This is a genomic window from Ruegeria sp. AN6, from assembly GCF_056540425.1.
Window position 1 is genome coordinate 251,641 of the sequence record NZ_JBQFWR010000003.1, and the last position, 24,321, is coordinate 275,961.

The following is a 24,321-nucleotide window of genomic DNA, read 5'->3' on the forward strand; positions in this document are numbered from 1 at the left end:
GTTATTCGAATTCCATTTGCTCAAATACCCGCCCGGCATTTTTCGTCGCCAGTTCCTCAAACGTGTCCAAATGCGCATACGGTGACTGATCGACATAGTAAGCCTCTGCCAGATCGCCGCCGGCATCCATGTGCTCTTGGATCTTGCCGCGCAGGTAGACCAGGTAGTCGCGTGTATAACGGCGCACCTGATCCATGTTCGTCGGATGACCATGTCCGGGGATGACATATTTGGCTCCCAAAGCTTCGAACTCGTTGTCCCATGTTTCAAGCCAATCCGCTGTATAGGTCTCTTGAAAGATCGGCAGCATTCGCTCGTGAAATGCCATATCACCCGCGATAACAAGGCTTTGGTTCGGCAGCCAAATCGAGATATCGCCGGGACTATGGGCCGGCCCGAGATATTTGGCCTCAATCCGGAAATCACCCATTTCAACCACGTATTCATCCTCGAATGTCTCGGTTGGGCCTGCCAGGAAGGTTCTTTCCGCCTTGTCCTGGTTGTACCGCTGCATTCCTTCAAGGATCTGTGGGCCGTATTCCTCGAATTCAGCCGCAGCATCCGAATGGGCGATGATCGGAATACCGAGCTCTGACCAGTAGGCGTTGCCAAGCATCGCGTGCCCCTGACCATTCTCGTTGAAGACAAACTTAACCGGCTGATCCGTGATTGCCTGAATTTCCTGGTGAAGCGCTTCGGCAAGCACATAAGCCGCGCCGCCGTTTATGACGATCACGCCATCTCCGGTAACTATGAAGCTGAGGTTGTTGTTGTGACCAGAGTTCTCGTAGGTCGGCGGGGCGGTTGCGCCAATGGCGGAATAGACCCCGGGGATGTACTCGACCGGTTTGGAATACAGCACACTTTGCGGGTATTGGTCTGCAATATCCTCGCTTGCCCAAGCTGGTGTGGCTAGGGCCAAGAAAATCGCCAGCGATCGCATCATTATTGTTTTCCAATGAACTTATAAGCAGACCCAGTCTTCTCGATCCGGCCGATTCCACCATTCGGCAGGTGGAAACCAATTATTTTCATTTGCTCGTGTGAAATCTGATCCAGCAGTGAATTCCGAGTTGCTGCCGCCGCCTGCGGATCCTGATCCGTGCCGCTGTGCCAGTCGGGGCGTTCAAAAGCTACGTGTGGATTTCCCAGCGCGTCGCCGACAATCATCACGGATTCACCCCCGCTGCGAATTTCAAACGCCATGTGACCGGGAGTGTGTCCAAAGCTCGCGCGTGCGGCAATACCGGGAAGGATCTCTTGCCCGTCGTCAAAGAACGCGACCTGATCCTCAATTGCTTCCATACGCCGTTTTGCGCCTACTGCGAACGCAGCGCGATCTTCTCCAATGGTATCCACCGTTGAGGGGTTCCACCAATAATCCCACTCATTACGGCCAAAGTGATGCGTGGCGTTGGGGAACAGAAGGTCGCCGAAATCATCCAAAACGCCCCAAATGTGATCCGGGTGCGCATGGGTGAAGATCACGTGCGAGATGTCTTCGGGCGACAGGTCGGTTGTTTCAAGAGCCTCCAGAAGCTTACCAGAAGTGGGCATGAAATCTGGCCCGGCTCCCACATCGAACAGCACGGAGTTTTGATCATCTTGATAAATTGCCACGTTGCACTCTGGCTCGTACTTGGTCGCGTCCACCTTGTAGTTATCCAAAAGCTGCCTGAGCTCTTCCTTCGGCATGGCGCTAAAGACCATTTCCGAAGGCAATGACAGGTACCCATCTGACATGGTTGTAATCCGAGCCGAAGCACCGAGTTGTAACTCTGCCCACCCGATCTTGGATTGAACTCCAAGCGCTGCGATACACGTGGCGCCATACAAGAATCTGCGTCGTGAAAACTCATTTCGATCCATTAACAATCAATAAAATGAATATATTAATTTGTAAATGACGTAAGGTGGGGTCTTTCCAGAAGAACTAGAGTTGCGGCGGGCAGGGGCTTTCGCAGCATTTACTCTATGAAATAAAAATCGCCAATTAAGCACCTCAAGACCAGCTTCAATGTCATTCGCCTTGCGGTGGTGCCGTATACAGGCGTCATGTCCTATGCAATTTGCTCATCGCTCGATGTCTGCTCTGTCCGCAATTCAGTCCTTCATGCCAACTGCTGCGAACGCCTGCTTCGAGCCCAGAGCGGACCTTTGTCTTGCTATTGTAGTCGCAGGAGCAACGAAGAACCACATACCTACCTACACAATCCGGCGTCGAAAACGGCCATCATGGCGCTTCGCAGGTGAGCGACATCTTCGTCCACTGAAGCGGAGTGATCGCATTTAAATGACGGCAATACCTCGACCCGGATCGTTCCGCTTTTGGGCAAGTGTTTGCCGCGCGGCATGCGTCTGTCGGATGCGTGAATTACGATGGGTCGTATTGTTCGGCCGGTGGTTCGCGCGACTATAATAGCTCCTGACTTGAACTTGCCGAGGCTTTCGGAGTTAGTGCGCTTACCCTCTGGGAAAAGCACGACAGAACGGCGCGCGGGCATGGCTTGAACGGCAGCAGTGAGTGTTTCGATCGCCACATTGCCACTTTTCCGGTCAATCTTCACCAGCCCTGCACCCTTGAACCCGTGGCGTAGGATAACCGCGTCGCAAAGTTCCTTTTTAGCGGCGAAGGTGATCCACTTGGCGTCGGACACCACGTCCATCAGAGCGACACCATCCAGGTGGCTAGGGTGGTTGATCACGATAATTGTGGAACGTCACAGATCTTTGACTTAATCGATGGCCAAAACCTCAAGAAATGAGTACATCACGTCATTCATATCTGACCCAAACATCAAGCATTTCTGACCCAATGCACCTATCGACCATACGTAAGCACTACTGCCAATATTTCAAACTTCCTCAAATCGTCGGAAGGCCAATGCAATCAAACCGGCAATGACCATGTAAACCAATGCCAGCAATAGCAGGGGCTCATAGACAATAAATGTGTCTGCTCGAACTCGGGACGAAACCGCATATATCTCGACCACTGTGATCGTTGCTACGAGTGGCGTTGCTTTGAGTTGCAAGATGGTTTCTCCACCTAAAGTTGGCAGAACATTACGTACGGCTTGGGGCAGCCAGACCCGGCGGAACATTGTGAAACGTGGCATCCCGAAAGATTTTGCAGCCTCCAACTGGCCCTTTGCCACACCTGAGAACGCGCCACGCATAACCTCGCCCTCGTATCCTGCAAAGGACAGTGTCAGCGCTAGGACGGCGTAGGGCCAAGCCTGACGCAGGTAGGGCCAAAGCTCAGACGACCGTATCCAGGGAAACTGCGGAAATAACGAACCAAGCCCGTAGTATAGCAACCAGATCTGCAACAGCAGTGGTGTGCCTCGAATTATCGTGCAGAACACGCGGGCGGGCATGGCCAAGTACCATGGGCCCACCGCCTGCGCCAATCCCAGAGGCACAGCCATTAGAAAGCCTAATACGGTTGTGACCACCAAGAGCCAGGTTGTTGTCCAGAGACCCTGCAACGCCAAAGGGGCATATTTTGGAATCCAATCCCAACGCAGCGAGAACGCAGACCAGATCACCAACGCTGCAAAAAGCAGCATCATGACGATACGGTGCGGTTGCATAAGGGCTTTCACGGTGATCATGCCGAGTCCCCCTTCAACGAAGGTTGACCACGCCACGCCCATTTCTCGATGCGCGCAAAAACGACCCCTGAAAAAAGGGTGACCATCAGGTATAAGAAGCCTGCAGCCAAAAAGAAGGTGAAATAAGCACGGGTACTGCTAGCCGCTTGCCGTGTTTCCAGCGTCAACTCACTGAACCCGACGACAGCAAGCAAGGCCGTGTCTTTGGTGGCGATAAGCCACAGATTGGCCAGCCCGGGCACTGCAAAGCCCATCATTGCTGGTATGGTCACCCGACGCATGATCATGAAGGCGGGCATTCCATAGGACTTCGCCGCCTCGATCTGCCCGACGGGCACCGCCTTTATGGCTCCACGCAGAACCTCGGTGGCATAGGCCCCTTGTACAACGCCCAGCACCCAAATACCGGCGGCGACACCGTTGATCTCAACCCGGCCGCCTCCGACCGCCTCAGAGATTTTGTTGATGATATCACTGCCGACATAATAAAGGATCAGGATCAGCACCAGTTCAGGCACAGCCCTGATCACAGTCGTATAGATGGCAAGAAGGTCACGCGTGACCTTCCCGCCGTAGAGTTTTCCGTAGGCACCGAACAGCCCGATAACCAGCCCCATTCCAAATGCGCCGAAGGCGATTTGCAGGGAATTGGCAAGCCCGCGCAACAGGTTGCCACCCCAACTGGACAGCGACAGCAACTCCATGCTGGTGCCAAGGCCCAGTGTCTCTAACAGTCCGGTCACAGCAACGCCTTAGTAGATGCTGGTGGTGAAATAACCCGCGGTGATTTTCTCGTGGGTCCCATCGGCAAGGATCGCTGCGATCCCCTTGTTAAGCGCTTCAAGAAGTTCGGTGTCGCCCTTGCGCACGCCTGCACCGACGCCACGGCCCAAGATTGCCGGATCATCCGCGACAGCACCTTTGATTTCGCAACAGCTGCCATTGTCCGAATTCACAAAATCCGCCATGGCAATGCTGTCCGCCTGAGTAGCATCGATGCGACCCGCGAAAAGGTCTTGGTTGGCCTCATCCTGAGTCTGATAGACTTTTAGCTCTGAATCTTTGAAGTATTCCTGGGCATAGGCCTGGTGGATGGTCGAGGCTTGGATCCCGATGATCTTACCAGCAAGGGACTCTGCGGTGGGCTCGATATCCATCGACTTGTCAGCCACGATCACTGCGGGTGTGTTGTAATACGCGTCGCTGAAGTCGATAGTTTTCAGCCGCTCTTCGGTGATCGACATCGAAGCCATGATCGCGTCGATCTGCTGGCCTGTCAGCGACGGAATGATACCGTCCCAGGCAACAGGGGTGATTACGCAGTCAAGCTCGGCTGCGGCGCAGACGGCATTGATCACCTCGATCTCCCATCCGACCCAATTGCCCGAGCTGTCCGGTGACGCAAATGGAGGATAAGGTTCGGCGGCGATGCCGATCTTAACTTGTTCAGCTGCGGCCGCGCTTGCAGTTAGGACGGCTGCGGCAGTCGCTGCAGTCAAAAGTGCTTTCAATTTCATTAGGGTTCTCCCGGTTGGTTTTATTAAGTTTATTGGTGCTATCCGACTGATCTGAGGAATTGCTTCAGTCGTTCTGATTGCGGATTTCCAAAGAGGTCTGCAGGTGGTCCCTGCTCTTCAATACGCCCTTGGTAGAGGTAGACGACATGGTTCGCCACTTCGCGCGCGAACTTCATCTCATGGGTGACCAATAGCATAGTACGCCCTTCGGCAGCCAGATCGCGGATCACCGTCAGCACTTCGCCCACAAGTTCTGGATCCAGAGCGGATGTTGGTTCGTCAAAGAGCATGGCAGAAGGATCTACCGCTAGCGCTCGGGCGATAGCTGCCCTCTGCTGTTGGCCACCGGACAGATAAGCGGGAAACGTGTCCTCTTTACCGCCCAAACCTACTCTGACCAGCAATTCGCGCGCTCGTTCGATCGCCTCGGGTTTTGGTACCTTCAACACATGTACCGGAACCTCGATCACATTCTCCAAAAGCGTTCGGTGGGTCCATAGGTTGAACTGTTGGAACACCATCGCCAGTTTTGCCCGAATTCGCTCGATCTGCTTCTGGCTCGCCGGGCTGCCATCTGCCCGCATCGCCACTTCCTCGCCACCGATTATGATTTTGCCGGAGGTCGGTGTCTCAAGGAAGTTGATGCACCGTAGCATGGTCGATTTTCCAGACCCCGAACCACCAATGATCGCCACGACATCACCTTGGTGCGCGGTGAGGTCCACGCCTTTCAGCACCTCGAGATTTCCAAAAGACTTGTGCAAATCTTCAACTTGGATCGCCTCTCGGCGCGTATCCGGTAATTGAACAACTGCGTCAGTGGCGGCTGTGTCCATTTTTCTTTGACCCCAACTTTCTGATTGCAGTAAGCCGCGAGCACAGTAATTATGCAAGTGTATAATTATGGCATCCGCAAAAAAGGACCGATCGTGAGCGAAGACCGCAAGAAATTTAAGCGTGAGTCGGCCGAATCCCGGCAGCATGCACTGATTCTCGCGACGCTTGATTTGGTGGCCGAACAAGGCGTGCGTGGTGCCACTGTCCGGGGAATCGCAGACCGCGCAGATGTTACGCAGGGGCTGATCCGACATTATTTCAACTCGAAGGAGGAGCTGATCGTCGCCGCGTATGAGCACCACATGAACACGATGACCGATCAAACATTCGCACCTGCAAACGATGCTGCGGCCAGTGCCCAAGCCAGATTAGCAACTTTCGTGAAGGCGTCGTTGATGCCCCCAGTTGTCGACCCCCGCGCTATCGCTCTTTGGGCCAGTTTTCTGAACAAGGTGCAGCAGGACCAGCAGATGAAGGCGACGCACGAACGGACATACGCTTACTTTCGGGACCAGCTTGAAGGGCTGATCGCTGCCTCGCTGAAAGAAGCGAACCGCTCGGCAGCCCCTGTCCAGTTGCGGCAATTGGCTATTGCTTGCAATGCGGTCATCGACGGCCTGTGGCTGGAGGGCGGCGCATTACCCGATGCTTTTGAGCAAGGTGAGCTGGTGGAAATAGGGCTGCAATCCGTTTCCGCCATTATCGATGTGGATCTAACACAGGAGAGCGAGCCCCAATGAGGCTGACAGCAATTACCGAACGGCTGGCCGGATTGGGCGGCGGCAAGTGGGAAGTACACCTGAAGGCGCGAGCAATGGTCGAAGCAGGCGCAGATCTGGTGGAAATGACGATCGGCGAACCAGACGTACGAACGCCGTCAGAACTCTGCGACGCTGCAGCATTGGCGATGCAATCGGGCCGTACAGGATATTCCAACGGCCGCGGAGAGGCCAGGCTTTGCGAAGCCTTAGCCGAATCGTACACCCAAAGCCGCGGGCGGCAGTTTTTGCCTGAGAACATTCTCTGTTTTCCCGGCACGCAGACCGCGCTTTTTACGGTGATGCAAGGCGTTGCCGAAGCAGGTTCCGAAGTGTTGGTCGGTGACCCGATGTATGCCACATACGAGGGCGTTATCCGAGCATCCGGCGCCGAGCCAGTAACGGTGCCGCTCCGCCCGGAAAACGGCTTTCGATTGCAGGCCAAGGACATCGCCGCCCGTATCACATCGCGCAGCCGCGCCATACTTCTGACAACTCCGCACAATCCTACGGGTGCAATCCTGACTGCGGAAGAAGTGCGGCAAATCGGCGAACTTGCGATCAAGCACGACCTCTGGATCATCTCAGACGAAGTGTATGAGCATCTGGTGTTTGAAGGGGTAAAATTTGTTTCCCCGCTTTCGGAGCCTGAACTGGTCGATAGGGTCATCGCGGTCTCGTCGATTTCCAAATCTCACGCGGCCCCTGGGTTTCGCAGCGGTTGGTGCGTAGGTCCCGCCGCGTTTTGCACAGCGTTGCTGCCGGTTTCGGAAACGATGCTGTTTGGCAACCAGCCCTTCATCGCAGACATGACTGAAAAAGCTGTGCGAGACGGATCTTCGGTTGCTGCAGGTATGGCGTCCCGTTTTTCAGCCCGTGCCTCTGTTCTGGAGCACCGTCTTCATAGTGAAACGCCACTGACCGTCCACCAACCGGATGCCGGCATGTTCGCACTGGTCAAGGTGTCGGGCATCGGAATGAATGGTGACGCCTATGCCTGGGACCTACTGGAATACGGCGTTTCGGTGATGCCTGGCTCTGCCTTTGGTGAAAGCCTCAAGGACTGGGTTCGGGTCGCCCTCACCATCGACGACAGCCATTTCGCGACTGCGCTAGACCGTATCGTCGCCCATGCAAACCTCAACAAACGGAATGTCGCATGACCAACCAAACAGTGGGCGAGGCACTGGTCGCCGAGTTGAAGCAAAGGGGCGTGTCTTGTGTGTTTGGCATTCCCGGCGTGCACACCGTTGAGCTCTACCGCGGTCTTGCTGCCTCGGGCATTCAGCATGTGACCCCAAGGCACGAGCAAGGTGCAGGTTTTATGGCTGACGGCTATGCGCGTGTCTCAGGCAAGCCGGGCGTTGCCTTTGTGATTACAGGACCCGGCCTTACAAATACACTGACGCCGATGGCGCAGGCCCGGGCGGATTCCGTTCCGATGCTGGTGGTTTCCGGCGTCAACGAGAAGAGCACGCTAAACAAGGGTCTTGGACACTTGCATGAACTGCCCAACCAACACACGCTCGCCAAGACTGTTGCGCTGGTGTCCGAACATGTGGACCAGCCCGGTGATCTGACAGCTGCATTGGATCGCTCGTTTGCACCCTATTCCGCTGGACGCCCGGGCCCCACCCATATCCAAATCCCATTGGATATAGCAGGGTTAGCCGCTGAAAGCGCACTGCCTTCGAAAGATCATCCTCATCAGGCACTGGACAGTGACTTAGTCCAACAAGCTGTTGACCGGCTGTCGGCCGCGCGAAAAGTCGTCATCTTGGCCGGTGGCGGAGCGAAAATGACCAGAGAAGATCTACAAACTCTGGCAGAGTGGCTCGATGCACCTGTCGTACAAACCGTAAATGCGCGCGGTTTGATGCATGGACACCCACTGACTGTCCCCGCTAGTCCGAGCTTAAAAGCGGTCCGGACATTGATCGAAGATGCCGATTGCGTCCTCGCCTTGGGAACCGAGTTGGGCCCAACGGACTATGATATGTATGCCACGGGAGGTATGGCATCTATGTCGGGGCTCATACGAGTGGATATTTGCCCGGATCAACTGACCCTTCACGAAGCCGCAATAGCCATAGAGGGTGACACCGATCAGGCTATTTCGTCTTTGCTGTCGGCATTGCCCGGAAAATCCAACCAGCGAGATGGAATGGATCGCGCGAAAAGAACCCGCGCTGCGGCGTTCGAAGAGATAGGTTCGGACTACCGCGCTCAAGTCGGGATTCTGGCGGCCATACGCGCAGCAGTCCCGAATGCGTTTATTGTAGGAGACTCTACTCAGCCGATCTATGCGGGCAACCTCTACTATGACCACGACCGTCCCGGCGGTTGGTTCAATGCGGCCACTGGATACGGAGCGCTTGGCTATGGTATTCCGGCCGCCATCGGTGCCGCGATTGCCGACCCTGAGGCGTCAGTGATTTGCATCGCTGGAGACGGAGGTGCCCAATTCTCACTGCCCGAGATCATGACCGCAGTGGACCAAAATCTACGCATTACCTTTGTTCTTTGGAACAATCATGGCTATGGCGAGATCGCTACTTCCATGGAAGACGTGGGCGTCGAGGTGATCGGTTGCGACCCAACCCCACCTGACTTTGCGGCCACCGCTGCCGCGTTTGGCGTCCCCTACAAGCGCGTTCGGCAAAACCCAATAGCTGTTGCAGCTGCATTGACGGAAGCCAATGCCCAAAATGGCCCCTCGATTCTGGAAATTGATATTGCCGGGCGCCGTCCGGATCAGGAGTGACTCATGCGAAATCCCACCTTTGAATTTACCCGTGCCATAACTCGCAAGCCCGCCTCGACTATTGCAGAAGGCCTGCGTGCCGAGGACATCGGCAATCCTAGCCTGGACGGTATGCTGGCGGCGCATGCGGCCTATGTAAGCGCTCTGCTTAGCACCGGAGCAGAAGTCATCGAGCTTGATCCACTTGAAGCGTACCCGGACGCCCAGTTCGTCGAGGACACTGCGCTGTGCCTACCGCAAGGTGCTATACTGATGCGACCTGGCGCGCCCTCCCGCCTAGGCGAGGTGGCAGAGATATCGTCGACGATCCGTGCCTGTTACAACGACGTCCGCGAGATCAAAGGTCCCGGCCATATCGAAGGAGGCGACATCCTGGTGACCGGAAAGGAGATTCTGGTCGGCCGCTCGGATCGAACCGACGCTGCAGGAGTGGCCGAGCTGGCGGAAATCGCCAATGAGTGGGGCCATGCTTTGCGCGAGGTATTTACGCCTGAAGGCGTGTTGCATTTCAAGACAGATTGTTCGCTGATGGATGCCGAGACCATCCTTTCAACCAAGCGATTGGATGCGTCCGGGTGCTTTAAAGGTTACCGGGTTCTGCATGTTGCCGACGGTGAAGAAGCGTCCGCCAATGCAATACGTTTCAACAATCTGGTGCTCATGGCGGCCGGTTTCCCGCGCACTGCAGATGTTTTGGACAAGGCTGGGTATGAGGTCGTCCAAATCGACAACACCGATTGCGCCAAGTTGGATGGCGGCATGTCATGCCTGTCTCTGAGGTTTTGATGGCAACGAAGGATCATCAGGCATAATAACCGAGTTCAGCTGGAGTGCCGAGGCTGTCCGCATGCGCGCCGCACCTGTTTCCGTCTAACGCACGTGACCTAAAGGCTGGTGGAACGGGTTGGTCGGCTTGGTAAGCTCTGGAGCGGCAAGCTACGTCACCCTTTGAATTGCAAGAACTTTCTACAATAGCTCGTGTTCTCTAAAACCAAGCTTCTACGGTTGTTTTTTGACTCAACTCTTTGACTCAGTCATTCTTCTCCAGGGGGGGGAACGCGATATGAATGGCGCTGACCAGAAAAGCCAAGCAGACAGGTACGAAGAAGGTATAGCGCTTCTGGATGTTGGTGTCGGCATATTCGATGACGCACTCCGACTGGTTTACTGCAACCCCGCATTTCGCGAGATGCGACGCTACCCACAAGAGCTCTGCCGCCGTGGTGTTAGTCTAGAAGATTTGCTGCATTTCAACGCCGAACGCGGAGATTTTGGCGCGGGCAAAACTGATCGGCTAGTGGCCGATCGAATGAATGAGATTGGTGCCTCTGGTGAGCGCGCGCTCGAGCATGAGATGGCAGACGGGCAGATTCTAGCGATCAGCTATCGCAGAACGGCCTCTGGAGGAACGATGGTCACCTATCAGGACCGCACCGCCGAACGAAAAGCAGAAAGAGCATTGCGAGAAAGTGAGGAGCGCTACGCGCTTGTTTCAGACGCTGCGGAAGAGGCAATCTACGATTGGCACATTACCGACGACCAGTTTTATGCGTCCCCACGACTTGAGACTTTCCTAGGGCTTGAGACCGGTCCTAAGGGGGAGAGAACGTGGGTATGGCAAGACATTATTCATCCCGACGATTTGCCCTCTTACTTGTCAGAGTTGGAGGCGCATATATCCGGCGAGAAGAAACGATGGGAATGTGAGTACCGACTCAAAGTAGCTAGCGGAAAGTGGCGCTGGGTATCGGATCACGGCACCTCGATTCGCGACACTAACGGCTACGCGACGCGTATGGTGGCCGCAATTCGGGACATTACACCCAAGATTGAACGGGATGCAGCCCTTGCCGCAAGTGAGGAACGATACCAGTTGGTCACTCAAGCTACCAGCGATGGAATTTATGATTGGGACGTGACCAATGATGTTCTGTTTGTCTCTGCTGACCTGAACGATCTACTCAGTTTGGACGAGGCCAATTCGTCTTCGGCACGATGGGCCGAGCAGATCCACCCGGATGATTACGACGCTTATGTCAAGGCAATCGTTAACCATTTCAAGGGCGAGACTGATGCTGTTGAATGTGACTACCGGCAGAGGGCGCGTGATGGCGGTTACCGTTGGGTTCACGACCGAGGCGTTGGTGTGCGAAACGCCGAAGGCCGGGTCGTCCGGCTTGTCGGTGCCGTGCGCGACATAACTGAAATCCGGGATGCACGGGAACGAATTGCCCGAATTGAAGGTCGGCTACTCGGAGCAATTGAAACGATCGCCGATGGTTTGCTTTTGGTGGGACCTGAAAATCGCGTCGAGTTATTCAACGACCGCTACGTCCAGATCTTCAGCGACGCCGCTGGCGGCGCCGATTTGAGCAACCTAATTTATGAGGGCCGCGAATTCTTCGACATGATCCGCAACGGCTATGAGCTTGGGATGTTTACCGAACATCCAGACGGCGTTGACGGTTGGATCGCTGCCCGCCGCGTCGCTTGGGAGAAGCCAAAGGCGAACTGGGAACTAGAGTTGGGCAACGGTGTGTGGATCATGCTCAACGAACGTCGCCTGCCTGATGGTGGCCGCATCATGGTTTACAACGACATAACCGAATTCAAACGCAGGGAGGCAGATGCGCAGGCCGCACGGCAGCGGTTTGAAGACGCAATTGAAGCGATTTCGTCTGGTTTTGCATTGTGGGATGCCGAGGATCGGCTGGTTGTATGTAATGAGCGCTACCGCACCTACATGAGCGAACTCGCCGACAAGGTCGTACCCGGCGTGAAATTCGAAGAGATCATCGGTGCCGGCATCAAGCGCGGCCTATTTCCACTTTCCGAAGGAGAAGTAGAAGGGTATCTTGAGAGAATTGCCGAAAAACGCAAGAAAGCCTCGGGCGAACCACGCGAACAGCTAGTCGCCGGGTACTGGCTGCAGATTACGGATCACCGCACTTCGGATGGTGGCATCGTCTCGATCTATACCGACATTACCGAACTGAAGACCAAACAGCTGGAGATCGAACAACAATCAGCGATCCTCGAGTTAACAATGGAGAACATGGGCCAGGGGATTACGCTGGTGGATAAAGAGCTGCGCACAATTGCGTTGAATTCGAAATTCCTCGACCTCATGGAGTTTCCTCGCGAACGCTTTCGCCCCGGATTCACAATGGAAGAGGCATTTCGGTTCAATGCTGAACGAGGGGAATATGGGCCGGGCGACATTGATACTCAAGTGCGCGAGCGGGTGGAACTGGCCGCAAAATTCTTACCGCACAAATTTGAGCGTATTCGTCCTGATGGTACGGTGATTGAGATTATCGGCAACCCTATCCAAGGTGGCGGCCTAGTTGCAACTTACACTGACATTACGGACCGCAAACTCGCTGACGAAGCACTGAAAGCGGCACTGGCAGAATTTAACGCGGTCATCGATCACGTCGACTATGGAATTCTGTTCATGGGACCGGATTTACGTGCGCGTATAATAAATCGGGCATTTGCGCGAATTTGGAACATCGATCAGAAATTCATCGACCAGCGCCCAACAATGCAGGAACTGATAGAGTACAACAAGGGCACAGGAGTCTATGATGTTGCGCCGAAGGACTGGGATGACTGGCTGTCCATGCGGGTCGAGGCAATACGGGCAGGAAACATGCCACCGGGCGAGTTGTGTCGGGCTGATGGCATGACGTTGAGTTTCCAATGTGTGGACCTGCCGGATGGCGGTCGCATGCTGACCTATTTCGATATCACCGAACTAAAACGGCGTGAAGCAGAGATTTCCAAAGCGCGTGATGCGGCTGAACAAGCCCTCAACGATCTGCGGCAAGCCCAAGAACGGCTCATCCAGTCCGAGAAGATGGCCAGCCTAGGCCAACTTACTGCCGGCATTGCCCACGAGATCAAGAACCCGCTGAATTTCGTCAACAACTTTGCCAAATTGTCTGGCGAGTTGTTGGAAGAGTTGCACGAGATATTAGAAGACCCGATCGCGGCTCTGGAGGAAGAGGATCGCGAGGAAGCTAAGGACCTATGGCAGACAGTACGCGGCAACTTAGGCAAGATAAACCAACACGGTCAACGTGCTGACAGCATCGTTAAAAACATGCTTCTGCATTCCCGTGAGGGGCCAAGCGAGTTGCAACGTGTTGCACTAAACCCAATCGCAGAAGAAGCGCTGAACCTTGCCTATCACGGTGCTCGGGCGGAGGATTCCAGTTTCAATGTCGAAATACGAGCCGACATTGATCCCGACGTTGGCCAAATCGATTGCTATCCGCAGGATTTGATGCGTGTTTTTCTTAACCTCATCAGCAACGGCATGTATGCGGCCAACAAACGTAAAGACGCGGAAGAAAGTGACTTTTCACCGACGATCTGGCTATCGACGCGAGCCAATGGTGACCGCGTCAACGTCACTATTCGCGATAATGGTACGGGCATTCCAGAAGAAATGAGGGAGAAAATATTTCTACCATTTTACACCACAAAACCCGCGGGTGAAGGCACAGGGCTCGGCCTTTCGTTGAGCTATGATACCATCGTCAAGCAGCATGGTGGAACTTTGACTGTGGACAGTAAGCCAGGGGATCACACAATTTTTGTCGTTTCGGTCCCGGTTCATTCTCAGGGGGACCTAGCATGACAGGACAAATTCTGATGGTAGATGACGAACCCGACGCACAAGACCTGATTCAACAAAATTTTCGGCGGGAGATACGAAAAGGAGTCTACAGTTTTGGGTTTGCCGGGTCTGGCGAGTCGGCCTTGGACGCAATAAGTCATTCGAAAGAAGAAGTGATGTTGGTGCTTTCGGACATCAACATGCCCGGGATGTCAGGAATCGAGCTTTTGCAGGAGCTACGCGCTCGCTGGCCTGAATTACCGGTTATGATGATCACCGCCTATGGTGATGCAGCGACCGAGGCGAAAGTCCGGGAACTGGGAGCGGAACAGTTCCTGACCAAGCCCGTCGATTTTGTTGAACTGAAAGAGCGGCTCTCACAATTTGTCGGAGATACGACGTGACGCCGCCTCGCATTCTTGTTGTCGATGACGAGCCCGACCTTGAAGCGTTGATTTCGCAAAAGTTTCGGCGTCGCGTACGCGAAGGGGAACTCGATCTATTGTTTGCTCATGACGGCAAACACGCCCTCGAAGTTCTCGAAGAGAACCCTAAAATAGATATCGTCCTTTCCGACATAAACATGCCCAGGATGGATGGTCTCACTTTGCTTGACCGGTTGAGCGAGATGGAAACTGATCTGCAAACTGTTATGGTTTCCGCCTACGGCGACATGAACAATATCCGCGCGGCTATGAACCGCGGGGCTTTTGATTTCGTGACCAAACCGATCGAGTTCGAAGATCTCGACCGGACCATTGCCAAGACGCTGGAACACCTTGAGTTGCTCCGCCAATTGCGCACGGCCCGTGATAAAGCTGAGCAAGCGAGATTGACGCTGTCACGGTATTTCTCTCCTACGGTGGTTGAGACGTTGTCGCGTGATCCAGAGGCAATAGAGGCCAAGGGCGAGCGCCGCGTAGCAACCTTTCTATTTACTGATCTGGCCGATTTCACTCAGCTGGTAGAAAGCTCGGATTCCGACCTGATCGTCGAAATTCTCAACGAATACCTAGATGGCATGACCCGAACAATCTTTTCGCACGGCGGAACAGTCATGAAAATCATAGGCGACGCCATCCAAGTAATATTCGGTGCGCCAGTTGACGACCCGGAACATGCCGCGCACGCGGTGGCCTGCGCCTTGGCGCTCGACGAATTTGCCCAAGGTTTTCAGAAGAAACTACTGGATCGCGGCATCGCGTTGGGAGACACGCGCATAGGTGTGAACAGCGGCGATGCGATCATTGGCAATTTCGGCGGCAAGAGCTATTTCGACTATACAGCGTATGGCGATGCTGTGAACACTGCGGCAAGGCTGGAACAGGCCAACAAGACGATAGGGACGCGCATCTGCACTTCGGAAAGTGTTGCCAAGGGGATCGACAACTTCTCTGGCCGACCAATTGGAAGACTCTTGCTGAAAGGCAAAACGCAAGCGGTGACCTGCTATGAACCCTTGTCAGAGGCGCTTGTCGACACCGATCAAGTGAGAGATTACAAGGCGGCGTATGAGCTGCTAGAGGCGAGTGACCCCAAAGCGCGCCAATCCTTTGCGGCGCTTTTGGCCGAGTGCGAAGACGACCCCTTGATCTTGTTTCACCTTGGTCGATTGCTGGCCGGCGAAACTGGCGCAGAAATTGAAGCAGTGGGTTGATCGCCAGACCTGTCCCAACGTCATTGCCGCTAAACAACCATGATAAGGCTGCCCAACACTCGCCGCGAGCCGGTCGACCCTGACCCAACAATAACAAAAGGGTTGCCTATATCGGCGTCAAGAACTGCGATTATGCGACGTTTCATAGACGAGCAATACCACACAGCTTACTAAACAGCGCATGACCACTTCGCGCTCTTAACAGTCTTTCGCTGCGGAGCTTCACGCACAATTCTAATTAACGACCACTTTGGGCTCGGTGCGGTCTTTCGCTACGATCTGTCTGAGGGACCGCTATGCGGACGAAGCTGGCTTTGGCGACGCAGTTCGAAAAGTTGCAACAGTCCGAATGCGCTCGTTCGCTTGGTCCCCATCTTTGATCCTCCGTTTCCCAACTATAGGTGCGGACCAATTCAATGGGGGGTGATCAGTTCTGGCTCTACAATATCGAAACATTCAACAACATTGTCTTCGAAAATTGCTGCAAATGCGCGAAAAAACACAAAATACTCTGATGTTAACAATGGGTTAATGTAGGGTAAAATATGAACCCTGTAGTAAGTTTTTATGAGTTAAACATGGTTAAGCAAAACAAAAGGGACCTGTTCCCTTCGCTAAGTGGCAGTAGCGCCGTGGCCCACGGTGTTAAAGGGAATGGCTCCCTGTCGAACTTTAGTAGGATTGTTCAGCCAGCAAGCGCGTTCGTTTTTTGGACTTGTATTTTGGTCTATTGCCTTAAAGACGCATCGGTCGCACGCTACTTATCGGTCCTGATGTAACATATGGCTGTTACTTAAGAAGTGGTAACCTGCGTTTCCATCTTTGAAGACTTTATCAGGGGTTAATCTTTCTAGTAGCCAGCATGAGCGTCTGGGTATGGTTTGAGTGAAGGGAATGAATATGAGAGTTAGTACTGGATTTGTTTGGGTTCTTGCTCTGGCATTATCAATTGGCGGGGTTGATTTAGCGTTAGCCAAAGACAAGGGCGGCAAGTCCAAAGACAAGAAAGTGCAAGTGGACGGCAAGCCAAGCAAGGGTAAAAAGGCGGTGCCGCCAGGGCAAATCAAGAGGTACACGCGCGGTGCAAAGCTTCCCAGCGACCTAAACTACTCAAACATCAGCGACCTGTCGAAATGGAAATTGAAACCACCGGGAAAAGGAAATCGCTATATTCGCGTCAATGATGAAATTTTGGAAGTTACGGATGACCTCTCAACTGTTGTTGATGCCGTAGGCATCGTAGGAGACTTGGCGAAGTAATGCTGCTTCAGCTGTCCGTCCTGGGCTCGATGCGGTCATGCGATGACATTTCGAGAGCGTCTTCGATGCGCTCGAAGCTGACACCCGACAGATTTGACGGAATTCACTCCGTATCCAGCCGAAACTTGAGAAACTGAGCATCTTCGCATTCGATCTCGCCGATGTGTTTGGCACCGAGTTTCCGGAGCGCGCCCAGATTTTTTCTACTTGGTGGCAGCAGAAACGTGACAAAGGTGATACGTTTGTCAGCAATCGCAAAGTCGATTGCCATTTTGGAAATCCGTTTCCCAAGGCCAAAGGCGTCGGGCCGTAAAACCAACCCAAAATCCCATTCGTCATCTTCTTTTTGAAAGCCCCCCAACCAACATACCGACTGCCAGAAAAAACGCCCAATGTCCAAGACCGTCCCGTACCCAGTAACCTTCCTTCTTGGCGATAAACTCTCTTGCGACGTCAACACTCCATTTGAACGTCAAAAGCGACATATGCTCTGCTCCCCGGGGGTCGGACATATGAACCGTAATGTCATTCGGATCGATTTCCGAAAGGCGTGCAAATGAAATCCCATCTTTCATCATTATACTCATTTGATGGCCCGAGCTGTCCCTTGCATGAAAAGTAATTATGGCGCAAATACTGTTTCACAGCTTTCTCGCGACAATGTACCGGCTCGGCAATAACCCGGCTTGATCCGCTGTTTCGACGATATCGAAGCCCGCAAGTTCAATGGCGTGCTGGAGTTCAGCTACGGATACAAAATTTACGAACGGAGCTTTCCCGAGCACCTGCATAACCGGGATCGCTATTCGGCTGATTATGCCATATTTGAACCCTCCACTCTCTGGAGCGCAAACGGTCTTGGAAATGAATACCCCACCGGGTTTTGTAAGGGTCGCAATGTGTTCGAGTGCATGGCCCATATCGGGCACAAGGTGCAGTAGATTATGTGCGAGGACAGCGTCGTAAGAACCGTCGTTAGGATCGTGCTGCAGAACCTCGGCCACTTTGAACGTTACATTCTCCAGCTCTTCTTCAGCGAGTTTTTCGTTGGCGATTTCGATCATCCCCGGTGCGAGATCGGAGGCAGTGACTTGAGCCACATGTGGTGCCAGTAGCAACGCGGTTGACCCCGTCCCACACCCGATTTCCAGCACGCTGTCTTCGGCTTTCAGGTAGGACTTTGTACGTTCGAGCGTGTTCAGATATCCTTCCATATTTCGAATAGGATCAGCCGCATATTTGCGCGAAATCTTGCTCCAAAATGCGGCATCTTTGGGCGATGCAGCCATATCGTTTCTCTTTTCCTTTGGTGTCACCGCAGCCAATATCTTAAAACGCCGATTTATTAAATTGCCAGATATTGCAGAACTGTTATGCATTAATGCATGAATTGGAAGGCTATCAATTTCGATTGGAACCAGGCTCGGTCCTTTCTTGCAACGGCAGAAGAAGGCTCGTTTTCCGCCGCGGCGCGCGTTCTTGAGCAGACCCAGCCAACCGTCGGTCGTCAAGTCGCCGCGCTGGAAAAGGCGCTTGGCGTCACCTTGTTTGAAAGGGTTGGCAAGTCGCTTAATCTGACAACAGCCGGTGCTGAGCTTTTGGTGCATGTCAGTGAAATGGCAAATGTCGCGAACAGAATTTCTCTGACCGCAACAAGCCAGTCACAAGCAGTTGAAGGGCAAGTCAGGATCACTGCTTCCGACGTGATGTCAGCCTATCAGCTACCGCCTATTCTCAAACAGATCAGGCTCGCGGCACCGCGGCTTGAGATCGACGTTGTCGCAGCAAATGACATACGAGACATACGGCGGCGCGAGGCAGATATCGCAATTCGGCATGTGCGCCCGACACAGCCGGACCTGATTGCAAAGCTCGTGGCAGAAGCGACGGCACATTTTTACGCTGCCCCTTCATACCTCGAACAGGTTGGGCGACCACGAAATGAAGATGAACTTGCTAAGCTGGATTTCGTCGGCTTTGGCGATGTTGACACGATGATTGGATTTCTCAATCCGGCTGACATCGAAGTAACCCGCAAGAATTTTCGGATTGGATCGCAGAGCGGGATAGTGTCATGGGAGCTTGTGCGCCAAGGCTTCGGCATTGGTGTTATGTCAGACGATGTGGTGGCCCTTACACCCGGTGTGGAGCGTGTTCTGCCTGAACGCGAGCCATTCAAATTTCCTATCTGGTTGGCCACACACTCTGAGTTACAAACAGCGCGAAGGATTAGGTTGGTTTTTGATCAGCTTGCAGACCATCTCGGATCGCGGACAAATTATTGAACGTGAGTTGGTCGGGTGTCGTGAACTAGAGTCTGCTTCGGGCTCGAAGCCGTCTTCCAAGCATTTTTGATTAACGTCAGCTTTCGGGTCATTTGCAGCCGCTGAATCCCTGGGATTTGGGTGGCAAGGTCACGCATTTTGCGGATGGGTCACACCTTTCTGATTCAAGCCACATAATATCAATAACTTAGCCCTGGCATGTGTCACGCCTTTATTGGCGGCGGCCACAGATTTTAGAGATCCGAACCCTCACTTTGTTCAACAGAGGCGGACCGAACTTCCTCGTGCCGCAGTGAGCAATTGAGGTTGATATGCCCAAGTTGACACAAGATCAGCTGGCGGAGCGGTGGCACATGTCGCCGCGGACGCTGGAGCAGTGGCGCTGGCTCGGAAAGGGCCCCAGGTTTTTGAAGATCGGCGCGCGCGTTTTATACGATGAAGGAGTGATCGAAGCCTTTGAGGAGGCGCAGGTCTGCCAGAATACATGCGGACCGATTTCCGGGGAGGGTGTGTAATGGCAAAGTCCTTCCCCTCACACAAAGTCAAATCGCACCTTGTCTACACAGTCTGGGAGGTGGCGGACGTTTTAGGCTGTCATCGCCAGACCGTCATTCGCTGGATTGGGAACAACGGACTTGCGGCTGATACCAGCAGCAAGCCCTGGTTGATCGAAGGACATGTGCTCAAGGACTTCCTCGGACAAAGACAACGCAAGGCGCGGTACAAGTTGGCATTGCATCACTGCTACTGCCTCAGCTGCAGAGGTCCGCGTGAACCTGACGGCAAGATTGCGGATTATGTTCAGGAAACAGCTTCCAGCGGCCGCCTAACAGCCCTCTGTCCGACGTGTGGTGCGGTCATGAACAAGATCATTCGCCGTTCAGATCTGGAAGCCATTCAGGCCAAACTGGAGGTCACACTTCAACAAGCCTCCCCAAGATTAGTGTCCTGTACCGAACCCCATTTAAAAGTGACCTTGAAAGAGGAGCCCGAGACCCATGCCAAAACACACCTCGGATAACCTGCGCATCAAGCGCAAACACCTTGTCTGGCTGAAGGACGCAAAGGGGCTGTCGCAATCTTCGATCGACAAAGCCGCAGCATCGATTGCCATCTATGATAAATGGCTCAAAGGTAAGGACTACAGGGCGTTCCATTTAGAAAGGGCGCGCGCGTTCAAACGCCATCTGCAAGGTCTGCGCAATGAACGAACAGGCGCGCCACTGTCGGCAGCTACGATCAACGGAGTGTTGCGCGATGTCATGAAGCTTTTTGACTGGATGGCGGACCAACCGGGGTACAAGTCCAGGATCTCGCGCGCAGACATTGCCTATCTCACGCCGGATCGCAAATCGGAACAAGCCCGTCGAAGCACCCTGTGGAAGCCGCATCCGTCCCCTGAACAAGTAAACCACCTGTTGTCCATCATGCCTGCAGAAACAGTGATCCAGCACCGTGACCGCGCCCTGATCGCTTTCCTTTTCTTGACCGGATCACGCGAAGGTGCCGCCATCACCCTGCGGCTGGGTCATGTCGATCCAGCCAATAAATGCGTGCAGTTTGACGGCCGTTCCGTGGATACAAAGTTTGGAAAGTCTTTCACGACCAGTTTCTTTCCCTTCGGTGATGATGTCGAAAGGATTCTGCGAGACTGGATCACGGAGCTTCGTCAGGACCATCTTTTCTCGGACACGGATCCTCTGTTCCCAAAGACGCGCGTAGCTGTTGGCCCGTCCAGACGGTTTGAGGCAGTAGGTATCGCGCGCGAGCCGTGGGCCGGCCCGTCGTCTGCGGCCAGGATCTTCAAGCAAGCTTTCGTTAACGCCGGGCTGCCACCATTTTCGCCGCACCGCGTGCGAGATACGATCGCAGAGCTGGCAAAACTTCACTGCAGGACACCAGAGGACTATTAAGCCTGGTCGCAGAACATGGGACACGACGACGTGATGACGACGTTCCGCTCCTATGGTTCTGTTTCACCTGGCCGTCAGGTCGAACTGATGGGGCGGTTTCGCCGCCGTGGACCATTGCCAGACGAGGACGCGGTTATTGATGAATGATCAGCTCCGGTGACGCACCCGAACGACCACGCGCTCGGGAGCAAGCCGGTATCCGTTCCAAGAGAGATTTTCGATCAACTCTTGGGGCTTATCAACTGACAGACCAGCGGACTCGAATCTCTTTGCAATCGTTCTTCGCGCGGTCAGTATTCTCCGCCTAACGACTTCGTCGGTTTCAACGCCTAATTTTTCGACGAGGTCGCCAGACTTTAAGCAGGGATACTCCAAAGGTTCGAGACCTTTGCCTGCTGCACGGAGCCACTCTTCAGCCAAAACGATCAACAGATCCACTGTGGTGTTTTTCTTAAGCTCAATATGTTCGCCGATCAAAACCAAACGTGAGGTTTTGTCGATTTCTATGGTCAGCGGTGGTTGCTCTTTCTCGTTTTTTTCAACTGACGCAGCAGGCACTGCCGGTAAGGTTAAGCCGCTCTGCATCGCACCATATAGACTTGGCAAACTCTGTTCAGGGAACTCGCCGGGTGACTTGCTTTCAAGAGTTTGACGCATCACCGATGTGACAGCCTTTCCATGACGGTTCAGCAAATCTGCGATCATCGACATGGCTGTGTCCGGCGGATTGTCGAGGTGATTGACCGCATCCAACACAACGGGGAAATTTCGGATCAGTGCATCTGGCGTGGCGTTTTCAAACAATACTGCATTGCGCACATAGGACAACGCCATCTCCCGGTCGATGCCGTTCGGTCGAGCGTCCGACATCAAGTCCACGCGATACGCATCTTCAGGGTCAAAACGTTCAAGCCCTATTGAGAGCATCGCAAAACGCCGATCGATACACTGCGAACAGCGACCGCAATGGAAGTATTGATTGGTTTGATTATGCACATCCGCGCAACTGCGCGTCTCGACAATTTGATCTGCCATCCCAAGTTGGGAGATGCGCTCCACGACTTCAGCTTTAGTGCGCGCGAAGTAGGGATTGTCGACGCGCATATCGTTCTCGAAAACAAGCCGCAGAAAACCGGTCAACAGGTTGAGTGCCTTAGGATGGGTCGTTCTCGTCGCCCGCGTTCCAATGACACTGCCAACCGGCGGCAAGTTGAGGCTCACAACGCCGTTTTCATGAAACGACAAGCGGTCCAGTCCGAAGGCCTTTGCAGTGATCGACCCAAGTACCGCGAACAAGAATGAGCGTGTGCGATGCGTTCTTTCCGCAGTCGATCGGCACTTCAACTGGGCGGTCATGGGAATGTGACGGCACTTTTCCGGTCCGTACCGTTTGCTCAGCGCTGAGATCAGCCGTTTCTGGACCGGCGCTATTTTCGTGGACGAGGCATGACTGACCAAAGCAACCCGATGCTTCTGTTCCACGATTTCTTCCACAGCGCCCGCAAAGGAATCGAGCCCGCCGGAAAACATCAAGACACGGTGGGGCTTCCATGAACTATTTCGGCCGAATTTGAAGAAGCGCGATCGCTCTGCATCCGGTTCGTCTTTGGTCGAAAAAGAAAATTCAAAGCGGTCGCCGGATAGAAACATCAACGTTTCTTCTAGAACCTGTATTACGCTCTCCCGTTGCCAGAAATCCAGATCGCGTACCGGCATGGTGGCTACGAACCGTCTGTGCCACTTCTCACCCATCTTCTGATCCGCCAAACCACCACGGCTGACTGCCGCGTCCGCGCAATAGACAAGTGCGGCAATCTCCAGCAAATCGAGCGCACGATCCTGCAATCCCTCGACCAATTGACGGTTCAATTGTCCAATCCGTAGCGTCATTGCGACTTCGCGGCCAGCAATGTTGAGACGCAGGACTTCATCACCGCCGCTTTTTGTCAGGGGCGGCAACCATCTGACTTCAACTTCAGGCAACGGCGCGACGGCGCCCAAACTCCGAGCGCATCTTTTTGAACGCGTAAGCTGTGAACTTGTCTATTGCATCGCGATCAAGCGCCTGCTTCTGCCAGACGGTTTTGCCATACCAGCCGCCCGCATATTCTTCGACAATTCTAGACACTTCAAATGTGTGCTGGGCGAGGGCTTGTTGAAATGCCACTCGCTGTGCATCGGTGGAAAAGCGTCGATCCTCGCCGGTGTGATTGGCGAGTTCCCGGCTCAGATAGTAGTCTAGAGAGCGGTATGTCAGCCGAGCAAAGAAATCCCGCGCGAGTCTTGCAAAAGCATCGCCCGAGGCGAAACTCGCGAGTGCTTGGCGAATTTCTTGTGGTGTCGGTTCAAACAGGGATGGCAACCGGTCGTGCAGCTGAACGGAAAGGCTTTCCAAGAGCGCGGCCTTCGCCAATTCTCCTGCATCTGAGGAACTTCGGAGATCGAAGCTCCTGCCATCAATGGCACGATCCAAACCGGCCAGCAAGCCGGTCACTGAACCGAGTTCCGACGTCGTAATGCCCAAGTCAGCCAAAGCGTCTTCGAAGCCCGGAGCCCTTGCAAGCAAAGGCAGCCTCACGAGGAGATCACTTACAAACTGAAACCTGGGGTCACGACTCGCCCGTGCGAGATCGCTCTCAGATGCATCCGCTGCGGCCTCGGCGATCTCTTCGACTGACGCATCGGTTGCGATCAGATCAACGACCTCGCGCCACTTCCTGGACCGAGGCAAAGTGCCAAGCCTGATGTGTCCCATCAGTTCCTCCCTTGTCTGCAGAGTCATGCAACCCTCGGGCGAATGTAAAGGGAAAAATCGGCATCTACGCTTACCCTACGCTTACCCGAAGCGAGTGTTAGGCATGAGATCGCCTCGTAAGTCTTTGAAAACAGTGGTGAGCCGTGCAGGATTCGAACCTGCGACCCACTGATTAAAAGTCAGTTGCTCTACCAACTGAGCTAACGGCCCACTCTTTTGTTGGATCTCGATGATCCGTGGCGCTCTGTAAGGTATTTACCCAACCGGGTTCAAGACCTTAATTTGCACCTCGGCACGCTTTTGTCTGATGTCAGTCCAGCGCCCCGATAGG

25 protein-coding genes and 1 tRNA gene are annotated in these 24,321 nt (G+C 53.9%); 13 read left to right on the plus strand and 13 right to left on the minus strand.

All coding sequences use genetic code 11. The annotated features are described in order from the left end of the window. Position 1: 1 nt before the first annotated feature. The 7 genes from ACR0MQ_RS07625 to ACR0MQ_RS07655 all read right to left on the minus strand — a co-directional run bounded on the left by ACR0MQ_RS07625 (position 2) and on the right by ACR0MQ_RS07655 (position 5,970). Complete coding sequence (locus tag ACR0MQ_RS07625; RefSeq protein WP_480607318.1) at positions 2 to 943, minus strand: MBL fold metallo-hydrolase; 942 nt, start codon at positions 941 to 943, stop codon at positions 2 to 4. 2 nt (positions 944 to 945) lie between these two features. Next, positions 946 to 1,743, minus strand: a complete 798-nt coding sequence (locus ACR0MQ_RS07630) for an MBL fold metallo-hydrolase (RefSeq protein ID WP_480607067.1) — start codon at positions 1,741 to 1,743, stop codon at positions 946 to 948. Positions 1,744 to 2,201: 458 nt separating this feature from the next. After that, positions 2,202 to 2,705, minus strand: a complete 504-nt coding sequence (locus tag ACR0MQ_RS07635) for a lysophospholipid acyltransferase family protein (protein WP_480607069.1) — start codon at positions 2,703 to 2,705, stop codon at positions 2,202 to 2,204. A gap of 150 nt (positions 2,706 to 2,855) precedes the next feature. After that, on the minus strand, positions 2,856 to 3,617 hold the full coding sequence (locus tag ACR0MQ_RS07640) for an ABC transporter permease (RefSeq protein WP_480607072.1): 762 nt from the start codon (positions 3,615 to 3,617) through the stop codon (positions 2,856 to 2,858). Next, complete coding sequence (locus tag ACR0MQ_RS07645; protein WP_480607075.1) at positions 3,614 to 4,360, minus strand: ABC transporter permease; 747 nt, start codon at positions 4,358 to 4,360, stop codon at positions 3,614 to 3,616. The genes ACR0MQ_RS07640 and ACR0MQ_RS07645 overlap by 4 nt, the downstream gene beginning before the upstream one ends. Positions 4,361 to 4,369: 9 nt before the next feature. Continuing rightward, entirely contained in the window at positions 4,370 to 5,134 is a 765-nt protein-coding gene (locus ACR0MQ_RS07650) for a transporter substrate-binding domain-containing protein (RefSeq protein ID WP_170477822.1), read from the minus strand. A 38-nt stretch (positions 5,135 to 5,172) separates the two neighbouring features. Continuing rightward, positions 5,173 to 5,970 (minus strand): ATP-binding cassette domain-containing protein, encoded by a 798-nt coding sequence (locus tag ACR0MQ_RS07655; RefSeq protein ID WP_170477817.1) that lies wholly within the window; start codon positions 5,968 to 5,970, stop codon positions 5,173 to 5,175. Positions 5,971 to 6,063: 93 nt separating this feature from the next. On the opposite strand from ACR0MQ_RS07655, the gene ACR0MQ_RS07660 reads away from it, so the two are divergent. The 8 genes from ACR0MQ_RS07660 (at position 6,064) to ACR0MQ_RS07695 (ending at position 17,037) form a co-directional block, all read left to right on the plus strand. Then, complete coding sequence (locus tag ACR0MQ_RS07660) at positions 6,064 to 6,711, plus strand: TetR/AcrR family transcriptional regulator (protein WP_480607079.1); 648 nt, start codon at positions 6,064 to 6,066, stop codon at positions 6,709 to 6,711. Further along, a complete protein-coding gene (locus ACR0MQ_RS07665) occupies positions 6,708 to 7,892 on the plus strand; it encodes a pyridoxal phosphate-dependent aminotransferase (protein ID WP_480607082.1) in 1,185 nt (394 codons plus the stop codon). The genes ACR0MQ_RS07660 and ACR0MQ_RS07665 overlap by 4 nt, the downstream gene beginning before the upstream one ends. Beyond that, on the plus strand, positions 7,889 to 9,493 hold the full coding sequence (locus ACR0MQ_RS07670) for a 5-guanidino-2-oxopentanoate decarboxylase (protein WP_480607085.1): 1,605 nt from the start codon (positions 7,889 to 7,891) through the stop codon (positions 9,491 to 9,493). Before ACR0MQ_RS07665 ends, ACR0MQ_RS07670 begins: the two co-directional genes overlap by 4 nt. Before the next feature lie 3 nt (positions 9,494 to 9,496). Then, on the plus strand, positions 9,497 to 10,279 hold the full coding sequence (locus tag ACR0MQ_RS07675; RefSeq protein WP_480607087.1) for an arginine deiminase family protein: 783 nt from the start codon (positions 9,497 to 9,499) through the stop codon (positions 10,277 to 10,279). A gap of 277 nt (positions 10,280 to 10,556) precedes the next feature. After that, entirely contained in the window at positions 10,557 to 14,141 is a 3,585-nt protein-coding gene (locus ACR0MQ_RS07680; RefSeq protein WP_480607090.1) for a PAS-domain containing protein, read from the plus strand. Then, the gene (locus ACR0MQ_RS07685) at positions 14,138 to 14,524 is read left to right on the plus strand and encodes a response regulator (RefSeq protein WP_480607093.1); all 387 of its coding nucleotides are present in this window, start codon (positions 14,138 to 14,140) and stop codon (positions 14,522 to 14,524) included. Before ACR0MQ_RS07680 ends, ACR0MQ_RS07685 begins: the two co-directional genes overlap by 4 nt. Next, positions 14,521 to 15,777 (plus strand): adenylate/guanylate cyclase domain-containing protein, encoded by a 1,257-nt coding sequence (locus tag ACR0MQ_RS07690; RefSeq protein ID WP_480607096.1) that lies wholly within the window; start codon positions 14,521 to 14,523, stop codon positions 15,775 to 15,777. Before ACR0MQ_RS07685 ends, ACR0MQ_RS07690 begins: the two co-directional genes overlap by 4 nt. 894 nt (positions 15,778 to 16,671) lie before the next feature. Further along, positions 16,672 to 17,037: a hypothetical protein gene (locus ACR0MQ_RS07695; RefSeq protein ID WP_170775045.1), complete on the plus strand. Its 366-nt coding sequence runs from the start codon at positions 16,672 to 16,674 to the stop codon at positions 17,035 to 17,037. Between the two features lie 103 nt (positions 17,038 to 17,140). Here ACR0MQ_RS07695 and ACR0MQ_RS07700 read toward each other — a convergent pair whose 3' ends face one another. The 3 genes from ACR0MQ_RS07700 to ACR0MQ_RS07710 all read right to left on the minus strand — a co-directional run bounded on the left by ACR0MQ_RS07700 (position 17,141) and on the right by ACR0MQ_RS07710 (position 18,326). Further along, positions 17,141 to 17,308 carry a hypothetical protein gene (locus tag ACR0MQ_RS07700; RefSeq protein WP_260022776.1) on the minus strand — a complete coding sequence of 56 codons (168 nt, stop codon included), beginning with the start codon at positions 17,306 to 17,308 and terminating at the stop codon, positions 17,141 to 17,143. Positions 17,309 to 17,372: 64 nt separating this feature from the next. Then, positions 17,373 to 17,612 carry a hypothetical protein gene (locus ACR0MQ_RS07705; RefSeq protein WP_480607099.1) on the minus strand — a complete coding sequence of 80 codons (240 nt, stop codon included), beginning with the start codon at positions 17,610 to 17,612 and terminating at the stop codon, positions 17,373 to 17,375. A 66-nt stretch (positions 17,613 to 17,678) separates the two neighbouring features. After that, positions 17,679 to 18,326: a class I SAM-dependent methyltransferase gene (locus ACR0MQ_RS07710; RefSeq protein ID WP_480607102.1), complete on the minus strand. Its 648-nt coding sequence runs from the start codon at positions 18,324 to 18,326 to the stop codon at positions 17,679 to 17,681. A 96-nt stretch (positions 18,327 to 18,422) separates the two neighbouring features. On the opposite strand from ACR0MQ_RS07710, the gene ACR0MQ_RS07715 reads away from it, so the two are divergent. From ACR0MQ_RS07715 to ACR0MQ_RS07735, 5 genes are all read left to right on the plus strand, one after another. Continuing rightward, on the plus strand, positions 18,423 to 19,322 hold the full coding sequence (locus ACR0MQ_RS07715; RefSeq protein WP_480607105.1) for a LysR family transcriptional regulator: 900 nt from the start codon (positions 18,423 to 18,425) through the stop codon (positions 19,320 to 19,322). A 311-nt stretch (positions 19,323 to 19,633) separates the two neighbouring features. Beyond that, a complete protein-coding gene (locus ACR0MQ_RS07720) occupies positions 19,634 to 19,837 on the plus strand; it encodes a helix-turn-helix domain-containing protein (protein WP_058272705.1) in 204 nt (67 codons plus the stop codon). Continuing rightward, positions 19,837 to 20,343 (plus strand): helix-turn-helix domain-containing protein, encoded by a 507-nt coding sequence (locus ACR0MQ_RS07725; RefSeq protein WP_480607108.1) that lies wholly within the window; start codon positions 19,837 to 19,839, stop codon positions 20,341 to 20,343. The genes ACR0MQ_RS07720 and ACR0MQ_RS07725 overlap by 1 nt, the downstream gene beginning before the upstream one ends. Next, complete coding sequence (locus ACR0MQ_RS07730) at positions 20,321 to 21,235, plus strand: tyrosine-type recombinase/integrase (RefSeq protein WP_480607111.1); 915 nt, start codon at positions 20,321 to 20,323, stop codon at positions 21,233 to 21,235. Before ACR0MQ_RS07725 ends, ACR0MQ_RS07730 begins: the two co-directional genes overlap by 23 nt. 15 nt (positions 21,236 to 21,250) lie before the next feature. Beyond that, positions 21,251 to 21,382, plus strand: a complete 132-nt coding sequence (locus tag ACR0MQ_RS07735) for a hypothetical protein (RefSeq protein WP_480607114.1) — start codon at positions 21,251 to 21,253, stop codon at positions 21,380 to 21,382. Here ACR0MQ_RS07735 and ACR0MQ_RS07740 read toward each other — a convergent pair whose 3' ends face one another. From ACR0MQ_RS07740 to ACR0MQ_RS07750, 3 genes are all read right to left on the minus strand, one after another. Further along, the gene (locus tag ACR0MQ_RS07740) at positions 21,383 to 23,218 is read right to left on the minus strand and encodes a 7-cyano-7-deazaguanine synthase (protein WP_480607117.1); all 1,836 of its coding nucleotides are present in this window, start codon (positions 23,216 to 23,218) and stop codon (positions 21,383 to 21,385) included. It abuts the gene before it with no gap. Next, complete coding sequence (locus ACR0MQ_RS07745) at positions 23,211 to 23,990, minus strand: hypothetical protein (RefSeq protein WP_480607120.1); 780 nt, start codon at positions 23,988 to 23,990, stop codon at positions 23,211 to 23,213. The genes ACR0MQ_RS07740 and ACR0MQ_RS07745 overlap by 8 nt, the downstream gene beginning before the upstream one ends. A 134-nt stretch (positions 23,991 to 24,124) precedes the next feature. Next, positions 24,125 to 24,200: transfer RNA gene (locus ACR0MQ_RS07750), tRNA-Lys, on the minus strand. Positions 24,201 to 24,321: the final 121 nt, after the last annotated feature.